This window comes from Salinibacterium sp. SWN167 (assembly GCF_015864665.1).
In the GTDB taxonomy this organism is placed as follows: domain Bacteria; phylum Actinomycetota; class Actinomycetes; order Actinomycetales; family Microbacteriaceae; genus Rhodoglobus.
Window position 1 is genome coordinate 337,731 of record NZ_JADYWU010000002.1, and the last position, 18,005, is coordinate 355,735.

Annotated in this window: 15 protein-coding genes; 9 read left to right on the forward strand and 6 right to left on the reverse strand. The window is 61.0% G+C overall.

Features of this window, described 5'->3' with window-relative positions:
- Positions 1–95: 95 nt before the first annotated feature.
- The gene (locus I6E60_RS11510) at positions 96–1,304 is read right to left on the reverse strand and encodes an MFS transporter (RefSeq protein WP_197125837.1); all 1,209 of its coding nucleotides are present in this window, start codon (positions 1,302–1,304) and stop codon (positions 96–98) included.
- A gap of 248 nt (positions 1,305–1,552) precedes the next feature.
- On the opposite strand from I6E60_RS11510, the gene I6E60_RS11515 reads away from it, so the two are divergent.
- The 7 genes from I6E60_RS11515 (at position 1,553) to I6E60_RS11545 (ending at position 9,181) form a co-directional block, all read left to right on the forward strand.
- Positions 1,553–3,991 carry a ribonucleoside-diphosphate reductase subunit alpha gene (locus tag I6E60_RS11515; protein ID WP_197180440.1) on the forward strand — a complete coding sequence of 813 codons (2,439 nt, stop codon included), beginning with the start codon at positions 1,553–1,555 and terminating at the stop codon, positions 3,989–3,991.
- A 184-nt stretch (positions 3,992–4,175) separates the two neighbouring features.
- Entirely contained in the window at positions 4,176–5,174 is a 999-nt protein-coding gene (locus I6E60_RS11520; protein ID WP_197107705.1) for a ribonucleotide-diphosphate reductase subunit beta, read from the forward strand.
- Positions 5,171–5,650 carry a GNAT family N-acetyltransferase gene (locus I6E60_RS11525; protein WP_197180442.1) on the forward strand — a complete coding sequence of 160 codons (480 nt, stop codon included), beginning with the start codon at positions 5,171–5,173 and terminating at the stop codon, positions 5,648–5,650. Before I6E60_RS11520 ends, I6E60_RS11525 begins: the two co-directional genes overlap by 4 nt.
- 75 nt (positions 5,651–5,725) lie before the next feature.
- A complete protein-coding gene (locus I6E60_RS11530; protein ID WP_307784301.1) occupies positions 5,726–6,253 on the forward strand; it encodes a hypothetical protein in 528 nt (175 codons plus the stop codon).
- Between the two features lie 217 nt (positions 6,254–6,470).
- Positions 6,471–7,367 carry an ABC transporter substrate-binding protein gene (locus I6E60_RS11535; protein ID WP_197125754.1) on the forward strand — a complete coding sequence of 299 codons (897 nt, stop codon included), beginning with the start codon at positions 6,471–6,473 and terminating at the stop codon, positions 7,365–7,367.
- Positions 7,368–7,376: 9 nt separating this feature from the next.
- Positions 7,377–8,402: an amino acid ABC transporter permease gene (locus tag I6E60_RS11540; RefSeq protein ID WP_197180444.1), complete on the forward strand. Its 1,026-nt coding sequence runs from the start codon at positions 7,377–7,379 to the stop codon at positions 8,400–8,402.
- Between the two features lie 26 nt (positions 8,403–8,428).
- Positions 8,429–9,181 carry an amino acid ABC transporter ATP-binding protein gene (locus I6E60_RS11545; protein WP_197180789.1) on the forward strand — a complete coding sequence of 251 codons (753 nt, stop codon included), beginning with the start codon at positions 8,429–8,431 and terminating at the stop codon, positions 9,179–9,181.
- Between the two features lie 36 nt (positions 9,182–9,217).
- Here the strand turns inward: I6E60_RS11545 and I6E60_RS11550 are convergent, their stop codons facing one another.
- The 4 genes from I6E60_RS11550 to hrpA all read right to left on the reverse strand — a co-directional run bounded on the left by I6E60_RS11550 (position 9,218) and on the right by hrpA (position 16,039).
- Complete coding sequence (locus I6E60_RS11550; RefSeq protein ID WP_197180446.1) at positions 9,218–9,973, reverse strand: 3-hydroxyacyl-CoA dehydrogenase; 756 nt, start codon at positions 9,971–9,973, stop codon at positions 9,218–9,220.
- Positions 9,974–11,128: a thiolase family protein gene (locus tag I6E60_RS11555; RefSeq protein WP_197125748.1), complete on the reverse strand. Its 1,155-nt coding sequence runs from the start codon at positions 11,126–11,128 to the stop codon at positions 9,974–9,976.
- Between the two features lie 38 nt (positions 11,129–11,166).
- Positions 11,167–12,021: a CoA ester lyase gene (locus tag I6E60_RS11560; RefSeq protein ID WP_197125746.1), complete on the reverse strand. Its 855-nt coding sequence runs from the start codon at positions 12,019–12,021 to the stop codon at positions 11,167–11,169.
- A 97-nt stretch (positions 12,022–12,118) separates the two neighbouring features.
- Positions 12,119–16,039 (reverse strand): ATP-dependent RNA helicase HrpA, encoded by a 3,921-nt coding sequence (gene hrpA / locus I6E60_RS11565; protein WP_197180448.1) that lies wholly within the window; start codon positions 16,037–16,039, stop codon positions 12,119–12,121.
- Between the two features lie 144 nt (positions 16,040–16,183).
- On the opposite strand from hrpA, the gene I6E60_RS11570 reads away from it, so the two are divergent.
- On the forward strand, positions 16,184–16,861 hold the full coding sequence (locus I6E60_RS11570; RefSeq protein ID WP_197180450.1) for a hypothetical protein: 678 nt from the start codon (positions 16,184–16,186) through the stop codon (positions 16,859–16,861).
- A 4-nt stretch (positions 16,862–16,865) separates the two neighbouring features.
- The gene (locus tag I6E60_RS11575; RefSeq protein WP_197125741.1) at positions 16,866–17,153 is read left to right on the forward strand and encodes a transcriptional regulator; all 288 of its coding nucleotides are present in this window, start codon (positions 16,866–16,868) and stop codon (positions 17,151–17,153) included.
- A gap of 9 nt (positions 17,154–17,162) precedes the next feature.
- On the opposite strand, the gene I6E60_RS11580 is transcribed toward I6E60_RS11575, so the two are convergent.
- Entirely contained in the window at positions 17,163–17,750 is a 588-nt protein-coding gene (locus I6E60_RS11580; protein ID WP_197180452.1) for an antibiotic biosynthesis monooxygenase, read from the reverse strand.
- Positions 17,751–18,005: the final 255 nt, after the last annotated feature.

Consider the following 18,005-nt stretch of genomic DNA (forward strand, 5'->3'; position numbering starts at 1 on the left):
CGTCACATCGGTAACAGTGTGGCGTAGTGGCCGCTGATAGCCGCGCCTTTGGGCGGGCGTAAGTTTTGCTGGCGCAGGTTTTGCTGGCGCAGGTTTTACTGGCGCAGGGTGCTGATCGGCTCAGTGTCGGGGATGGGGCTCGCGTCTTTGCCGCGCAGGTCGGGGTGCCAGCCGCGCAAAACGGTGGGAACGAGCACTCCGAGAGCGGCAATGACGGTGGCAGCCCAGAATCCACCGATGGGGCCATAGGCGTCGATGAGGAAGCCGGCGACGGCGGAACCGAGGGCTGCCCCGATCAATTGGCCGGTGCCGACCCAGCCGTACGCTTCAGCGGTATCGCTGAATTTCACGCTGGCAGACACGATCGCAAAGATGACGGCGAAGGCGGGGGCGATGCCGATGCCCGCGATGAGCAGGGTGATGGAGAGCCACCAGAAGTTGAGGCTGAACATGGCAAGCGCCATGCCGACGAACACAATGAACATGCGGCGGGCGAGCGCCCACGGGCCGATCGGCAAGTGCCCGAGGAAGAGCCCGCCGAAGAGTGAGCCGATTGCCCAGATGCCCAGCACGAAACCTGCTTGCGGCCCGTCGTGGCCAAACACCGAGACGACGGATGCCTCGACTGCTGCTGCGGCTCCGACGAGCAGGAAGCCGGTGATGGTCGCCAACATCACGGGGGGACGACGCAGCACGGTTCCGAAGGAGCGCTTGCTGCGCGGGATGCGCACCTGGCCGACTTCGGGGCTTGCGATGAACCAGGCGCCTCCGCCGAGCAGGAACGCGCCAGCGACAACGATCGCTGTGGTCGTCGAAATCTGAATAGCGAGGAAGGTTGCCACTACCGGCCCGGCAACCCAAATGATCTCTTGCGCCGAGGCGTCAAGCGAGAAGAGGGGAGTGAGCTGCTTGGAGTTCACCATTTTGGGGTAGATCGTGCGCACGGCGGGTTGCACTGGCGGGTTGCTGAGGCCGGCAATGAGCCCCACGACCATGAACATGCCGACGCTGAGAGGAACCAGCGCGATGGTAAAGATGGCGGCGGCCGAGACAATGAGGGTGAGGATGAGCACTTTGCGCATTCCCCAAATGCCCATCCAGCGGCTCGTGAGCGGGCCGGCAATACCCTGCCCGATACTCGTTGCGGCAAGCACGAGGCCAGCAGCGCCGTAGGAATTGTGGATCTGTTCGACGTGAAGAAGGATCGCCAACGAGAGCATTCCGCCAGGCAGTCGCGCGGTGAGCTGCGCTGCGATGATTCTGGCGATGCCCGGAGTTTTCAACAGGTCGATGTATGCGTTCACAAGAACTCCAGCTTAGCCGTCGAATTGGGCCTCATCCGAGCCGCCGATTGCTGGTTTTATAAGGAATTTTGTGGTGTCAGTGGTTATCCCTAGGCTGTGGAAAACCCCGCGAAGTTATCCACACCTGTGGAGGACACGCCCACTACATCTAGGGTTGGCGAGAGGTGGCACCCACGATATATAGTGGTGAGACCGCTTGGCCGGGGGTCGCGGTTTTCGAGGTTTTATGGGGATTTTAGGGAGTTTTTGTGGCAATCACAGTCGTCAAGCGCAACGGTACGCGAGAGCCGTATGACGCCAACAAGATCAACCTCGCAATCGAAGATGCCGCCACTGGCCTCGACGACAACATCACGTGGGTCACTCAGATCGCGTCCGAGCTTGAGTTGACGCTGTTTGACGGCATCACAACGCAGCAGCTCGACGAAGCGGTCATTCAGGTCGCTCTCCAAAACGTAAAAGACGACCCGGCCTTCGACACTGTCGCCGCCCGTCTTCTTCTCAAGACCATCTACAAGCGCGTTCTCGGTGACTACTCCGACGCTGCTGACCTCAAGCGCCTGCACAAAGAGCACTTCGGCCCCAACGTCATCCGTGGCGTAGAAGAAGGCCTGCTCGACCCGCGCCTCACGAGCATGTTCGACTTGGATGCTCTCGCCGAGCACCTTGAGCCCGCTCACGATGAGCTGCTCAAGTACATCGGTGTTGTTACGCTCAACAACCGTTACGGCATCAAGGGTCGCAACGGCGACGCCCTCGAGGTGCCGCAGTACTTCTGGATGCGCATCGCGATGGGCCTCTCGCTCAACGAAGCGAACCCCAACGAGGCTGCCCTCAAGTTCTACGAAAAAATGTCCAGCCTCGAGTACTTGGCTGCTGGCTCCACTCTCGTGAACGCGGGAACGATCTACCCGCAGCTCGCCAACTGTTTCGTCATGGAAATGCAAGACGACATGGAGCACATCGCCAAAACGACGCGCGATGTCATGTGGCTCACCAAGGGCACCGGCGGAATTGGCCTCTCGGTCACCAAGCTTCGCGCCCAGGGCTCGCCCATCCGCTCGAACAACACGACCTCTACCGGTCCTATCCCGTTCATGCACACGATCGACTCGATCTTGCGTGCGGTCAGCCGCGGTGGCAAGAAGTTCGGCGCCCTCTGCTTCTACATGGAGAACTGGCACATGGACTTCCCGGAGTTCCTCGAACTCCGCAGCAACTCCGGTGACCCCTACCGCCGCACCCGCACCGCCAACACGGCCGTCTGGATTAGCGACGAGTTTATGAAGCGCGTTCAAAACGACGACTCGTGGTACCTCTTCGACCCGCTCGAAGTTGCGGACCTCAACGAGCTCTACGGCAAAGCATTCTCCGAGCGCTACAACGAATATGTTGCGATGGCTGAGGCCGGCGAAATGCACATGTTTAAGAAGATCGGTGCTCGTGAGCAGTTCAAGTCGATCCTCATCTCCTTGCAGACCTCCAGCCACCCGTGGCTGACCTGGAAAGACACGATCAACAACCGTGCGCTCAACAACAACACGGGCACGATCCACCTCTCCAACCTGTGCACCGAAATCACCCTCCCGCAGGATGAAGACAACGTCTCCGTCTGCAACCTTGCGTCGATCAACCTGTCGCGTCACCTTCTCCCCGAAGGCGGAGTCGACTTTGTGAAGATCGCTGAGAGCGCCCGACTGGCCGTACGCCAGCTCGACAACCTCATCGACATCACACGCTCCAGCGTGAAAGAAGCAGACTTCTCCAACGAGCAGAACCGCGCAGTCGGTCTCGGCGTAATGGGCTTCACCGACATCATCGAGAAGCTCGGCTACAGCTACGAGAGCGAAGAGGCCTACGACCTCATCGATGAAATCATGGAGCACGTCTCGTACGCTGCGATCGATGCCAGCACCGAGCTCGCGAAAGAGCGCGGCGCGTACACGAACTTCGAAGGCAGCGGATGGTCGAAGGGCCTCGTGCCACTCGACTCCATCGCGCTCACCGAGGAAGACCGTGGCATCGAGATCAAGGTCAACCGCAAGACTCGCCTCGACTGGGATGCCATGCGCGAGAAGGTCAAGGGCGGAATGCGTAACGCAACGCTCATGGCGATCGCCCCCACCGCATCCATTGGTCTCGTTGCGGGCACCACGCCCGGCCTCGACCCGCAGTTCTCGCAAATCTTCAGCCGCTCGACCTCGAACGGCAAGTTCCTCGAAGTGAACCGCAACCTCGTTGCGACTCTTCAAGAGCACGGACTGTGGGAAAAGAACCGCGAAGCCATCCTTCGTAGCCAGGGCGACATCCAGAACGTTGCCGGCATCCCCGACGACATCAAGGCTGTTTTCAAGACGAGCTTCCAGCTCTCGCCGTATGCCTTCCTTGAGGTTGCCGCTCGTGCCCAGAAGTGGATCGACCAGTCCATCAGCCGCAACATGTATCTCGAGACGCGTGACCTCGGCGACATGATGGACATCTACTTTGACGCGTGGTCGCGCGGCGTCAAGACCACCTACTACCTGCACATGAAGCCCCGCCACCAGGCAGAACAGTCCACGGTGAAGGTCAACAAGTCAGAAGAAATTTCGTCGAGCAAGGCTGCAACAGCCACGGCATCCACATCAACCGCGGGCGCAGCTCCCGCACGCCGAGGTTTCGGCGGATTCGCAAAGAAGGCAGAGTAATTATGAACCGCGAAAACACCGTTGAGGACTACTTCGTACCGGTCGACCCCATGGACGACCTCCAGTGCGACAGCTGCCAGTAAGCGCAGCTACTCACTAACCTCCCCCGGGGAACACGACACCACACCGTCGTGTTCCCCACCACACACATCGAGTACCAATCGAGAAAGAAGAAGTCACCGGAATGGGAATTCTAGGAACGGGCCTCCAAGACGGCCTCCTGCTGAAGCCGATCAAGTACCAGTGGGCAATGGACCTGTACGACCAGGCCGTCGCCAACACGTGGTTCCCTAACGAGATCCAGCTGGGCGAAGACATCGCCGACTTCAAGAAGATGACTGATGAAGAGCGTCACGCAGTGACGTTCCTCATGAGCTACTTCAACCCGAATGAGCTGCTCGTCAATAAGGCACTCGCTTTCGGCGTGTACCCCTACGTTTCTGCCGCAGAATGCTCGCTGTACCTCGCGAAGCAGATGTGGGAAGAAGCTAACCACTGCATGAGCTTCGAGTACGTTCTCGAAACCTTCCCCATCGACCGTGAAGCGGCCTACAACTCTCACGTTGATGTGCCGTCGATGGCGCGCAAGGAAGAGTTTGAGATGAAGTACATCCGTCGCATGACGGAGCAAACTCTCGACATCAACACCATCGAGGGCAAGCAGGACTTCATCCGTAACCTCGTTGCCTACAACGTGGTACTCGAAGGCATCTGGTTCTACTCGGGCTTCATGGTTGCTTTGTCGTTCCGCCAGCGCAACCTGCTGCGCAACTTCGGTTCGCTCATGGACTGGGTTGTTCGCGACGAGAGCCTGCACCTCAAGTTTGGTATCAACCTGATTCTCACGGTGCTCGAAGAGAACCCCGAGATTCAGACCGAAGAGTTCGCTGACGAAATTCGCCAGATGATCTTGGACGCTGTGGAGATGGAAGAGGCCTACAACCACGACCTGCTCCCCGGCGGCATCCTCGGACTCAACGCCAACTACATCAACCAGTACGTCAAGTACCTGGCTGACCGTCGTTTGGAAGAGCTCGGATTCGAGGCGCACTACAAGGTCTCGAACCCGGCCAAGTGGATGGCGACAGCCAACGACACTCTTGAGCTCGTGAACTTCTTTGAGTCGACCAACACCTCGTACGAGGCCAACGCGTCGGCAACCACCAAAGCTAAAGTCGAGTGAGCCTGACCGTTGCGCGGGTCGGTTGGTTAGACCCGCGAGCGGTCGAGCAGCGAGCGGCGATGGATGAAGAGACGGGCGCGATCTATGCCGGCCGTCAGGCCGATCTTGACGATGCCGGACGCACCGCAGTGAGAGCTGCGTTGACGGTCTCGCCCGATGACATCAGCCACACGCTGTTGGTGCTCGACGGAGACACAGTGATTGGGCATGCGGCCCTTCGTCCCTTTGATCAATCGCTTGAAGTGAAAAAGGTCTTCGTCGACTCTAGTCACCGTGGCAAAGGCGCAGCGCGTCTGCTGATGCTCGAGCTAGAAGCAGTTGCTCGCGAAGCGAATGCACGCTCACTGATTCTGCAGACGGGCAACTTGCAGACGCCCGCAATGGCGCTCTACGAGAGCCTTGGTTATGAACGCATCGATGTGTTCGGCGGCTACGCAGCGATCCCTTTCAGCGTCTGTTATGAGAAGTCTTTATAGTCCGTTCAGCTTCGCCGTCTAAGCTGCACCGGATGGGGGATACCCCTCATCGACCTAACCCGGAACAATTGCACTGTGAGTATTTTTCGGCGGCGCCCGCGCCTTAACTTGGGCAAGTTTAAGGCGCCCGAGCCTGTCGAAGAGGCACCCATCGAACGGGTCGTCGAAGAGGGTGTGCTGATCGCGCGTAATGCCGTGCGCATGGCCGTCAAAAACCGCATTATTGTGGATGCCGCCCGTGACCACCTCGACTACGACGACGGTGCGTTAGCTGGCTTGGTGCACGTCGAATTCGACCACCTCGCCGAGCAGACGGAACCCCTGCTTCGTGGTTCGCACACTGATCGCAACCGCGCCGTGCAGGCGGGGCTCGCTGAGGGGCTGCGCCAAGCATCCATGAATGGCGAACTCATTTCGGCCATCATCGATGAGGCGCGCGAACTAGCGTGGAGCGAGATTGGCACGGCGATCATCGCGAAGCTGCGCGATTCGTATATTCCGACCGCTGATCCGCAGTATCTGAAAGACCGCGATACGCGACTGCGTGAGCTGCGCACCATCAACTTGGCCGAGCTCGAAGCTGCGGCGCAGGGCGAGTACTAAGCCCCGCATTCGTGCTCCGGGGTTGCCGCTGAGCCGTGTATCCGCTGAATATTCGTCACTGCTCTCTTGGCGCCGCAACTACACGGCGCAAGTGAGCGTAATATTGCGCGCACCCGGGGGTAGGCTTCCAGCGTCGATGATTCAGCGGCGCACCCGTCAGGGGCGACGCCTTATCGCCGGCACCAGCTTTCATCGGGATAAAGAAAAAGGTTGCACCATGAAAATCACCTACGCGCTGCCAGCATTGGCCGTCGTCACCGTTCTCGCACTGTCGGGATGTGTTGATAACAGCACCGACACCGACACCGGTACCACCGGCGGCAGCACTGTTGAGGTCGGCATTGACGAAGCAGCTGTTGCCCTCTTGCCCGACGACATCAAAGAGGCCGGCGTTCTCGTAATCGGTATCGACCCGACCTACGCCCCCAACGAGTACAAGGATGACGCGGGTAACCCCATCGGATGGGAAGTTGACCTCGGCGACGCCATGGCTGCCAAGCTCGGTCTCGACACCCAGTACCAGCCCTCCAGCTTCGACAAGATCATCCCCAGCGTCACCGGCGGCAGCTACGACATCGGGCTTTCCTCCTTCACCGACAACGAAGAGCGCGAGAAGGTCGTCGACTTCGTCAACTACTACGAGGCTGGAATCCAGTGGGCCCAGCTCATCGGCGTCGACGTTGACCCCGCCAACGCCTGTGGCCTGACCGTTGCAGTGCAGACCGCAACGTACGAAGAGACTGATGAGCTTCCCGCCAAGTCGCAGGAGTGCACGGATGCTGGCAACGAGCCCATCGACATCCTCAAGTTCGACACTCAAGACGAAGCGACTAACGCTCTCGCTCTGGGCCGTGCGGACGCGATGAGCGCTGACTCGCCCATCACGCAGTACGCGGTGAGCCAGGTTGACGACAAGATCGAACTCGCGGGCGACTCGTTCGACACCGCGCCGTACGGCATCGCCGTGCAGAAGGATTCAGAGCTCTCCGCGGCCCTTCAGGCTGCACTTCAGTCGATGATCGATGACGGAACCTACAAGACGATCCTCGAAGACTGGGGCGTCTTCAGCGGTGCTGTCTCGTCGATCTCCATCAACGCGGCGACCACCAGCTAGGTATTGGCTGTGTCAGACTCTGGCCGTTCGGCGACACCGTTAAGCGTGTCGCCGAACGGCGCTGACCAAGCGGAGGCAATCAAAGCGATTCGCCTTCGCCACCCGTGGCGAAATGTTGTCGCGGTCATCCTTGTCGCGATGCTCATTCTCTTCGTCGTCGATGCGTCGCAGCGCGAGGCCTATGGCTGGGAGAACTTCGGCAAATACATCTTCGATAAGCGCATCTCTCAGGCCGCCGGTTACACCATTCTGTTGACGGTCTACTCGATGATCATCGCGATCATCCTTGGTGTGACTCTCGCAGTGATGCGGCTTTCTGACAACCCTGTCGTCAAGGGCATTGCGTGGTTGTACCTCTGGGTTTTCCGTGGAACTCCTGTCTACGTGCAGCTCGTGTTCTGGGGTCTTTTCGCCACGATCTACTCAACGATCGACGTGGGCATCCCCTTCACGGAGCCGTGGCTCTCCCTGGAAACCAACGACCTCATCAGCGTGTTTTGGCTTGCCGTGATTGGTCTCGCGCTCAACGAGTCCGCCTACATGGCCGAGATCGTGCGCGCCGGAATCCTCTCGGTCGACAAGGGGCAAGACGAGGCGGCAACCGCCCTCGGAATGTCGTGGATGCAAACCATGACGCGGGTCGTCATCCCGCAGGCCATGCGCATCATCATTCCTCCCACCGGCAACGAAGTCATTTCGATGCTCAAAACGACCTCGCTGGTCACCGCCATTCCGTTCAGCCTGGAGCTCTACGGTCGCTCGCGCGACATCTCCGTGGTGATCTTCGACCCGATCCCGCTGCTGCTCGTTGCTTCTGCTTGGTACCTGCTGTTCACCTCGATTCTGATGGTGGGCCAGTACTTCCTCGAGAAGCGCTTCTCGCGCGGTGTTGGTCAAGCGCGCCCCGAAAAGGCGGGCACCGAGACCGGAGCGATCACGCTGAAGACTGGTGTCATTCAGACGCCGGGCGCGGCATCCAACACTGAAATCGCACCCGATGAGAGTACCGATCCGACAGGAAAGGAGCACCAATGACGAACGCAGCTGTAAGCAACGTCCCCATGGTGCACGCCGACCGTGTGTCGAAGAGCTTTGGCTCTAACGAAGTGCTGAAAAGCATCTCGCTGTCGGTGCCGCAGGGCGAAGTGATGTGCCTAGTGGGGCCAAGTGGCTCAGGCAAGTCAACATTTCTGCGCTGCATCAACCACCTTGAACGAGTGGATGCTGGGCGGCTCAGCGTCGACGGCGTCCTGGTCGGGTATGAAGAACGTGGAGACAAGCTGTATGAGCTCAAGCCGCGCGAAGCTGCTCGCCAGCGCCGCGATATCGGCATGGTGTTTCAGCGGTTCAATCTGTTCCCCCACATGACTGCTCTCGAAAACATCATTGAGGCGCCCATCCGCGTCAACAAGGTGAAGAAGGAAGCAGCCATTGCGCACGGAAGGGAACTGCTCGCGCAGGTTGGTCTCGCTGAGAAAGAGGATGCCTACCCGGCACACCTCTCCGGTGGCCAGCAGCAGCGAGTGGCAATCGCCCGCGCGCTCGCCATGGAGCCCAAACTCATGCTGTTCGATGAGCCGACCTCCGCGCTCGACCCCGAATTGGTCGGCGAAGTGCTCGACGTTATGAAGGGTCTCGCCGATTCCGGCATGACCATGATTGTTGTCACGCACGAAATGGGCTTTGCCCGCGAAGTAGCCGATCAGCTTGTGTTCATGGATGGCGGCGTCGTGGTGGAGTCGGGCGATCCCGACGAAGTGCTCGGCAACCCGCAGCACCAACGCACGAAAGCGTTCCTCTCGAAGGTTCTCTAGTTCTGTAACCGCCGGTCAATCCGGGTGCCTCCGCTGCTAACGCGGTTGCATCCGGATTGCACCGTCGAGACGAATAACCTCGCCGTTGAGCATCGGGTTCTCGACAATGTGCTGCACGAGCGCGGCATACTCGTCGGGCCGCCCGAGCCGTGACGGATGAGGCACTTGCGCGCCGAGCGAATCCTGCGCCTCTTGCGGCAGGCCTGCCATCATCGGCGTCTCGAAGATGCCGGGTGCAATGGTCATGACGCGCACGAGCGACACCGCGAATTCGCGGGCCAGCGGCAGGGTCATTCCGGCAACGCCAGCCTTGGAGGCGGCGTAAGCGGGTTGACCAATCTGGCCGTCGAAGGCGGCGACGGATGCCGTATTCACGATCACGCCACGTTCGCCGTCAAGCGGTTCGGTTTCGACCATCGCGGCCGCCGCCAGGCGGATGACGTTGAATGTTCCCGTGAGGTTGATGCCGATCACTGTTTCAAAAGTCTCGAGCGGCAACACTCCCTTGCGGCCGAGCGTCTTGCCCGGAGTGGCGACGCCGGCGCAGTTCACGACGATGCGCAGCGGTCCCGTCGAGGAGGCGAGGCCGACGGCAGCCTGAACATCCACCTCTGAGCGCACATCGGTCGGCGCGAACTGGAAGCCATATTCGGCGGCGATCTCGATTCCACGGGAGCTGGGGAGGTCGGCGATGGTGACCTTCGCCCCCTGCGCGGCGAGAGCGCGGGCGGTAGCAAGACCGAGTCCGCTTGCGCCACCGGTGATGAGTGCTGCGGCATCCTGAATCTTCAATTAGAGCCTTTCGATGAGGGTTGCGTTGGCCATGCCGCCGCCTTCGCACATGACCTGGAGGCCATAGCGACCGCCGGTGCTGTCGAGCTGGTTGACGAGGGTGGTGAGCAGGCGCGTACCCGAGGAACCGAGCGCGTGACCGAGGGCAATGGCACCGCCACGCGGGTTCACAATCGTGGGGTCGACGGGGAACTCTTGCAGCCAGGCGAGCGCGACCGAGGCGAACGCTTCGTTGACTTCGATGCTGTCGAGCTGATCGAGACGGATGCCGCTGCGCTCCAACACGCGGTGGGTTGCGGGGATGATCCCGGTCAGCATTTCAATCGGGTCGGAGCCGACAACCGCAAAGGAGTGGAACCGTGCGAGTGGCCGGAGCCCCAAAGCGGCAGCGCGCTCTTCGCTCATGATGAGCACCGCCGAAGCGCCGTCGGTGAGCGGTGAAGAGTTGCCCGCGGTGACCCGCCACTGAATCTCGGGAAAACGGGCGGCAATCTCGGCATCGTAGAAGGCCGGACCGAGGCCGGAGAGACCTTCTGCCGTAGTGCCGGGTCGAATCGTTTCATCGTGGTTGAACTCGCCAATGGGCAGAATTTCGTTGCTGAAATCGGCGGCGGAAGCACGCGCGTGGGAGAGCGCGGCGAAAACATCGAGGTCGTCGCGGTCAAGCCCCCAGCGTGCCGCAATGAGTTCGGCGGAGATGCCCTGATTCACGAGGCCTGCGGGGTAACGGTCGTTGAGCAACGAACTCGTGGTGCCGTAGCCGAGAGTAGCTTGGCCGATGGGGTGGGAACTCATCAGTTCGATTCCGCACGCGATGACGACGTCATTCACGCCAGCCATAATCGACTGCGCAGCAAAGTGAGCGGCCTGCTGGCTCGAGCCACACTGACGATCGATTGTGGTGCCCGGTACCGTCTCGGGAAGCCCCGCTGCGAGCACTGCATTGCGGGCGATGTTGACCGCCTGCATACCGGATTGGGTGACACACCCCGCCATCACATCATCGATGGTGGTGGGGTCGAGATCATGGCGGTCGACGAGGCTGCGCAACACAACAGCGAGAAGATCCACCGGATGCTCGCCAGAGAGCGCTCCGCCCGGTTTTCCCCGGCCCGAAGGCGTACGAATTGCGTCAACAATGACTGCCGTTGTCATGGTTCAAGACTAACGGCGAGTGCGCTTAAGTACTACGGTTAGGCCGGTTCGACACCGAACGCGCGAGCGAGCTTGTCGATCTTCTGTGCGCGGCCAAGGCGGGGCAGGTCGCTGCCGTCGCGGATGACGCGGCCGCGAGCCTCGAAGTCTTCCAAGAATTCGCGAGCCCACGCGACATCCGAACGAGTAGGGCTGATGACTTCGTTGATGATCGGCAGCTGCTCGATGTCGAGACACAGCTTGCCTGTCATACCGAGGGAGACGGCCATGCTGCCCTGTTCGCGAAGAACGGGGTGGCTCGTGCCGACGGTCGGGCCGTCGATGGGGCCGGGCAGGTTGCCGACGCGGCTGGCGATAACTAGGCGCGAGCGAGGGTAGGCCATGGCGAGGTCGTCGGCGCTGGCACCGGTGTCGCGACGGTAGTCGCCACTGCCAAAGGCAAGACGGTAGGCGCCGCGGGCGCGGGCGATCGAGACAGCTTCTTCGATGCCGAGGGCCGACTCGACGAGGGCGATCACGGGCGTGATTCCCTTGAGGCGGTCGAAGGTTTCAGAGACATGAGCCGCTGCTTCGGCCTTAGCCAGCATGACCCCGCGTAGTCCGGGAAGTCCGGCGAGGGCATCCACATCGTCTGACCAGAAATCAGAAGTGCGGTCGTTGATGCGAACCCAGCCACTGCCACCGTTGCTCAACCATTCGACAACGGAATCGCGAGCGATGGACTTGAGGCGAGGGTCTACGGCATCCTCCACGTCGAGGATGATCTGGTCGGCGCGTGAACGCTCAGCGGCGTCGAAGTCTTCGGGGCGAGTTGCTGCCACCAGAAGCCACGAACGCGCGATCTCGGCGGAAACATCGTGGGTGGTCGGGTGATCGGTGGTGCTTTCGGACACGCGTGAACTGCTTTCTTTCAGAAGAGAGGCCGGTTATCGTGCTTCTCGCAGCCTCCAGAGTAACTTGTGGGGGTGATGGGCCGCTGAATAAAAGGGTTTAGGAAGCGAGCACTTTGGCGATGCGCTGCAGGCTCACCGATTCGGCGGTTCCCAAGTGTTGCGCAAAGAGGCTCAACCGCAGTTCTTCGAGCATCCACCGGGCACGCACGATCTGCGGTTCGGGATGCTTTTCTAACGGCAGAGTGCCGCCCGCGTCCTTGTAGCGACGGGTCGCTAATTCGACTTCGGACATCCACCCGCGGTCGCGGCCGGGGTTCTCGGTGAGTTTCGCCACCCGATGCTCGATGCCCTTGAGGTAGACCGGGAGGCGTCGCAATTGAGTGAGCCCTGTCGCCGAAACAAAGCCGGGGAAGACGAGCGCATCGAGCTGTTCGCGCGCATCCCCGAGCGGTGCAATCAGATGCATACTTGTCGCGGCACGGATCGCCTTATCGGCCAGTCGAACCCCCGACACAATGGATGCCACGAGCGAGACGGTCGTAAACAGCGAGTCGACCAGCCCTGCCGAAATTTCGTTCCGCAGCGCCTCGAATTCGCTCTGCGAGAAGATGTCGCGATCGACCATCACGGAGTCAACGCACGCGCGCAAACAATCGTCGAAGAGCGCATTCGTGGAGCGATACGGGCTCTGGGCGAGCACCAGCTTTTCAGTGCCCGTGAGATGTTCGTTGATGTAGCCGAGGGGCGAGGGAATCGCCAACAGCAGCAGGCGACGCACACCGCCCTGGTGCGCGATGGCCTGATCGTAGGGCGTCGACATGAGGCGGAGGGAGACCGAGTCGCCGTCGTCTACGAGTGCAGGGTAAGCGCGGATGGTGTTGCCGCCGTGCTGGGTGTCGCGCGATCGATCGAGCTCTCCGAAGTCCCAGGTTGTGATTCCGGAGCGTTCGAGGGTGTCTGCCGGGCGCTCCGGAGACCGCTGAGCGGCGCCTTCCACGGCCCGGGCAACACTCTCCCGGGCGACCGGCTTGAGGCTCGCTTGCAGGCTGCGCAGCGACTTGTTGGCACCGACTTTTTTGCCACGCTCGTTGATCACCGCGAAGGTGACCTTCAAATGGGCGGGCACGCGGTCGAGTTCGAAGTCGGATGCCGCGACCTTCACATAGGTCAGTCGCGTGATTTCTTTGGCCAGATATTCGGTCACGCCTGGGCCCTCGTCGAGGGCGGCGGCGGCGGGGTCGTCTGGAGCGTTTTCGAGCAAGCGGCGAGCCCAGTCAGCGGCGGGGACGACGTTGCGGCGAATAGGCTTCGGCAGGGCCTTGATGAGCGCGGTCACGAGTTCGTCGCGCAGGCCGGGCACTTGCCAGTCGAAGCCTTCGGGGCGAAGTCCGGCGAGTAAGGGCAGCGGCACAGCGACGGTAACACCGTCATCGTCCGTGCCGGGCTCGAAGCGGTAGCTCAGGCTCAGCGTTTGATCGCCGCGCACCCAGGTGGTCGGGAAGGCGGTCTCGTCGACTTCGGCGTCATCCGCGTTCTCAAGGAGATCGTCGGTGGAGAGGGTGAGCAGGTCGGGGGAGTCGTGACGAGCTTTCTTCCACCAGCCCTCGAAGTCGCGCACCGAGGCGACGGTCGGTGGAACGCGTTTGTCGTAGAACTCGAAAATGGTTTCGTCGTCGTGCAAGATATCGCGGCGACGGCTGCGCTCTTCGAGTTGCTCAAGGTCGCGGCGGAGCGCTCGGTTCGAGGCGTCGAAGCCCCACACGCGCTTGTCGCGTTTCGTCAGGTCGTCTTCGCCCTCAACAAGGGCATGGCGAATGAAGAGTTCGCGGGCGGCGGGCAAATCTACGCGCGAGAACTGGATGCGACGGCGAGCGGCCAGGGTGACGCCATAGAGCGTCACGCGCTCGAACGCGACGGCCGCGCCCTGCTTCTTCTCCCAGTGCGGTTCTGAATAGCTGCGCTTCACGAGATCGCCGGCAAGCTTCTCAGCCCACACCGGATCGATTGACGCATTCATCCGTGCGAAAAGCCTGCTCGTTTCTACGAGCTCAGCGCTCATGATCGCGTTCGGCTGCTTCTTGGCCAGAGCCGAGCCGGGGAAGATGACAAACCGAGTCTGACGGGCGCCGATGTAGTCGCGTTTCGCGACATCCTTGAGCCCAATGTGGCTAAGCAAGCCAGCCAGCAGCGAGCGATGGATGCCATCGGGGTTCGAGTGTGCGTCACCGATCACGAGACCGAGCGGCTTGGCCATGCGGCTCAACTGGCGGTAGACATCGTGCCATTCGCGCACGCGCAAATAGTTGAGATATTCGTTTTTGCACATACGTCGAAACTGGTTGCCCGAGAGTTCTTTCTGTTTCTCTTCGAGGTAGTTCCAGAGGTTGAGCATGGTGAGGAAGTCACTTGTGGGGTCAATGAAGCGCGCGTGCTGCTGGTCGGCTTGCGGGCGCTTGTCCAGTGGGCGTTCTCGGGGATCTTGGATGCTGAGACCGGCAACGATCGCCATAACCTCGCGCGTGGTGCTGTGCTGCTTCGATTCGAGCACCATGCGCGCGAGGCGAGGGTCGATGGGCAGCTGGGTGAGTTGCTTGCCGATGCGGGTGATGCGCGGGGCGGCATCTTTCGGACCGGCGGCCTTGTGCCCGGCTTTTGTCTGGCCGACCATCGCATTTTCGACAGCACCGAGCTCGGTCAGCAGCTCAAGGCCGTCTTTGATGCCGCGAGAATCTGGCGGCTGCAAGAACGGGAACTCGGCGATATTTCCGAGCCCAAGCGAGATCATCTGCAGGATGACTGCCGCGAGGTTGGTGCGCAGAATCTCGGGTTCCATGAACTCGGGCCGAGCGTTGAAGTCTTCTTCGGAGTAGAGGCGGATCGCAATTCCGTCACTCGTTCGTCCAGAACGGCCCGAGCGCTGGTTGGCGCTGGCCTGGCTGATCGCTTCGATCGGCAGGCGCTGAATTTTGGCGCGCGTGCTGTACCGGCTGATACGCGCGGTTCCGGCATCGATGACGTAGCGGATGCCGGGCACGGTGAGGCTGGTTTCGGCAACGTTGGTGGCGAGCACAATGCGGCGTCGAGTGCCGGGCGTGCGGCGCGACTCGAACACGCGGTGCTGCTCGGCGGAGCTCAGCCGCCCATAGAGGGGGAGCACTTCGGTGCCCTCGGAGAGCTTGCCGGCGCTGATGCGTCCGCGGATGGATTCTTCGGCATCCCGAATCTCAGTCTCGCCGGAGAGGAAGACGAGCACGTCGCCGTCGCTCTCGCGAGAGAGCTCGTCGAGGGCGTCGTTGATGCCTTCGAGGTAATCGCGGTCGGCGCGGTTGGCGGCAGCTTCTTCGGCATCCTCGGATTCGAGGTCGTCGCCAACGTTTTCCTCGGCAACGAGCGGGCGATACCTAATCTCCACGGGGAAGGTGCGTCCCGACACCTCAATGATGGGGGCGCCATCGAAGTGCTTCGAGAAGCTCTCGGGGTCGATCGTGGCACTCGTGATGATGATGCTGAGATCGGGGCGGCGGGCCCGCAGCTGCTTGAGGTAGCCGAGCAAGAAGTCGACGGTGAGGCTGCGTTCGTGGGCCTCGTCGATGATGATCGCGTCGTACTTCTTGAGGTCGCGGTCGCGGTGAATCTCATTCAGCAAGATGCCGTCGGTCATGAGCTTCACGCGCGTGTTTTTTCCCACACGATCGGTGAACCGCACTTGGTAACCCACGAGGTCGCCGAGTTCGCTGCCCAATTCTTCGGCGATGCGCTCCGCAACGGTGCGCGCGGCAATTCGTCGCGGCTGCGTGTGCCCAATGGATGTCTTGCCCAGTTCCAGCAAAATCTTGGGCAGCTGGGTGGTTTTTCCGCTACCCGTCGCTCCCGCGATGATCACGACCTGGTGGTCACGGATGGCGGCCAAAATGTCATTTTTGCGCTGGCTGACGGGCAGCTCGGGCGGGTACGTCACGACGACGTCAGCGGGCAGGGCAGCTGCGGTGCTGGCGGAGTGAACGTCGGAGGCAGACATAGCCCTTCAGCTTACGCGGTGTGCCTTGGGCAGCAGGAATCGGTGCAGACTTATTGCGTTGACAAAGTACTTTGTGTTACAAAGTAGATAGCGAAACGAGACACCGAACCGGGGCTTCTTGGTCGCAACACAAAGGAGTTCACTATGGCGAACAATGACGGCGCTCCGATTTCTGTAGACGTGGCTGGTGTCGACCACGATGAGTCGGCGCTCTCACCGGAGCAGATGCTCAAGCTGGTCGACGACCAACAAAGTGTGATGGTGCGCCAACAGCTTTCGCCTATTCCGTGGATGCTGGGCGTGTGGGGAATCGCGTGGCTCATCGGTTTCGGATTGCTGTGGGCAGCGGCGCAGAGCGGCAGCTCATGGATCTCGGTGCCCTTGGTTCCCGCTAGCGTCGCGTTCGCTGTGCTCATCGGCGGCGCCATCGTGATTTCAACGATTCTCGGCATCCGGATTAGCACAGGAGTGCAGGGCAACTCCACGTTTGCGGGCACCGTTTACGGACTCTCATGGCTGGTGGCAAGCACTGGATTCAGCACCGTTGGCGCTGGGCTCATTCAGAACGGGTTATCCCCAGAGCTTGCTTCCCTCTATTTTCCCGCGGTGTTCGGAATCATGGCGGGAATGATCTATTTCTTGGGCGCCGCCCTCTGGCAAGAAAAAAGCCAACTGGTGTTGGGTAGCATCTTGCTGGTGGCTGGGGCGATCTCTCCCTTCTTCGGCGCACCGACCAACAATGTGGTGATGGCACTCGTCGGGGGCGGAAGCATGCTGATCGCCGCCATCGTGTTCGCGCTCCACCTTCGCAGAATGGCCTAAGACAATGGATGAACTCGATCCCGTCATCCATGCCTCAGCCCGACTGCGCATTACTGCAGCTCTCGCCACCCTCGCCGCGGGCGATCGCCTCGCATTCCCGCGGCTGCAGCAGCTGCTCGAAATGACGCCGGGCAATCTCTCAACGCACCTGCGAAAACTCGAAGATGCGGGTTATGTCGAAGTCACGAAAGCCCACCAGGGTCGTAGCCCCGTCACCTATCTCAACTTGACGGCGCGGGGGCGTTCAGCGTTCGAGGTCTACACCGCGAGTCTCAAAAAACTGCTGGGGTAGGGCGCTCGCTTAGCTAGTCGGCGACAGCCAGCGTCGCAGCATCCGGGTCACGCCGGGCAGCAACACGTAGGTCATGACCGGGGTGAGGCACAGGGTAGTGAGGAGTACCCGCAACACGATCGGCAGCTCGTCCCAGCCAGGAACCAGCAGTGTCACGAGCACCGTGAAAAGGAGGTTGAGGGGAAAGAAGCCCAGCCAAATAGTCACGGCCTGCTTCCAGCGCGGTGGTGCGGCAGGGGCCGCCGCAGCGAGACCCGCATGCTCAACAGTGACCTCGGTTGGTTCATCGAACCAACCTTCGATGCCGGTGCGGCGTTCGCTGCGGTGCTGGCTCATAAACCCGCTGCCGCTCTGCAGCCACCACGCACGTTCGGGGGATTGTTCCCAGTGCAAGAGTGCTGCGTCATCCGCGAATCGGTAGAGCATGTGCCACGTGGTGCTGTCGGTGCCGGCGCGTACCCAGCCGGAGCCGAGAAAGCCGGGGTAGGTCGTGGCGAGGTTGATGCCGGTTTGCATCCAGGCTGTGGCTTGCGCGATGCGGGCGGGGTCAACGGTGCGTTCGATCGAGATCGTGATTGGGGCGTTTTCGGGCGGCATCAGCGCACTCCTTATCTGTTGTCCAGCGGCAACAGTGACGGCCGGTGTGGGCTTCGCTGGGTTCAAGTCTAAGTTGGATGCCGCGAGCCGACACTGCCCTGATGTGTAAATTTCTTGTGTCACAGCTTTCGATCGCCACTGCGGCGATTTCTTGCGTCGAGGTTCTGCTGCAACTTTGCGGGCACCCCCGTGGACGCCACAAATGCTGTGCCCTCTCACCCTCCGCTCATCCGCGCATCACCCCCGCTGTGGGGT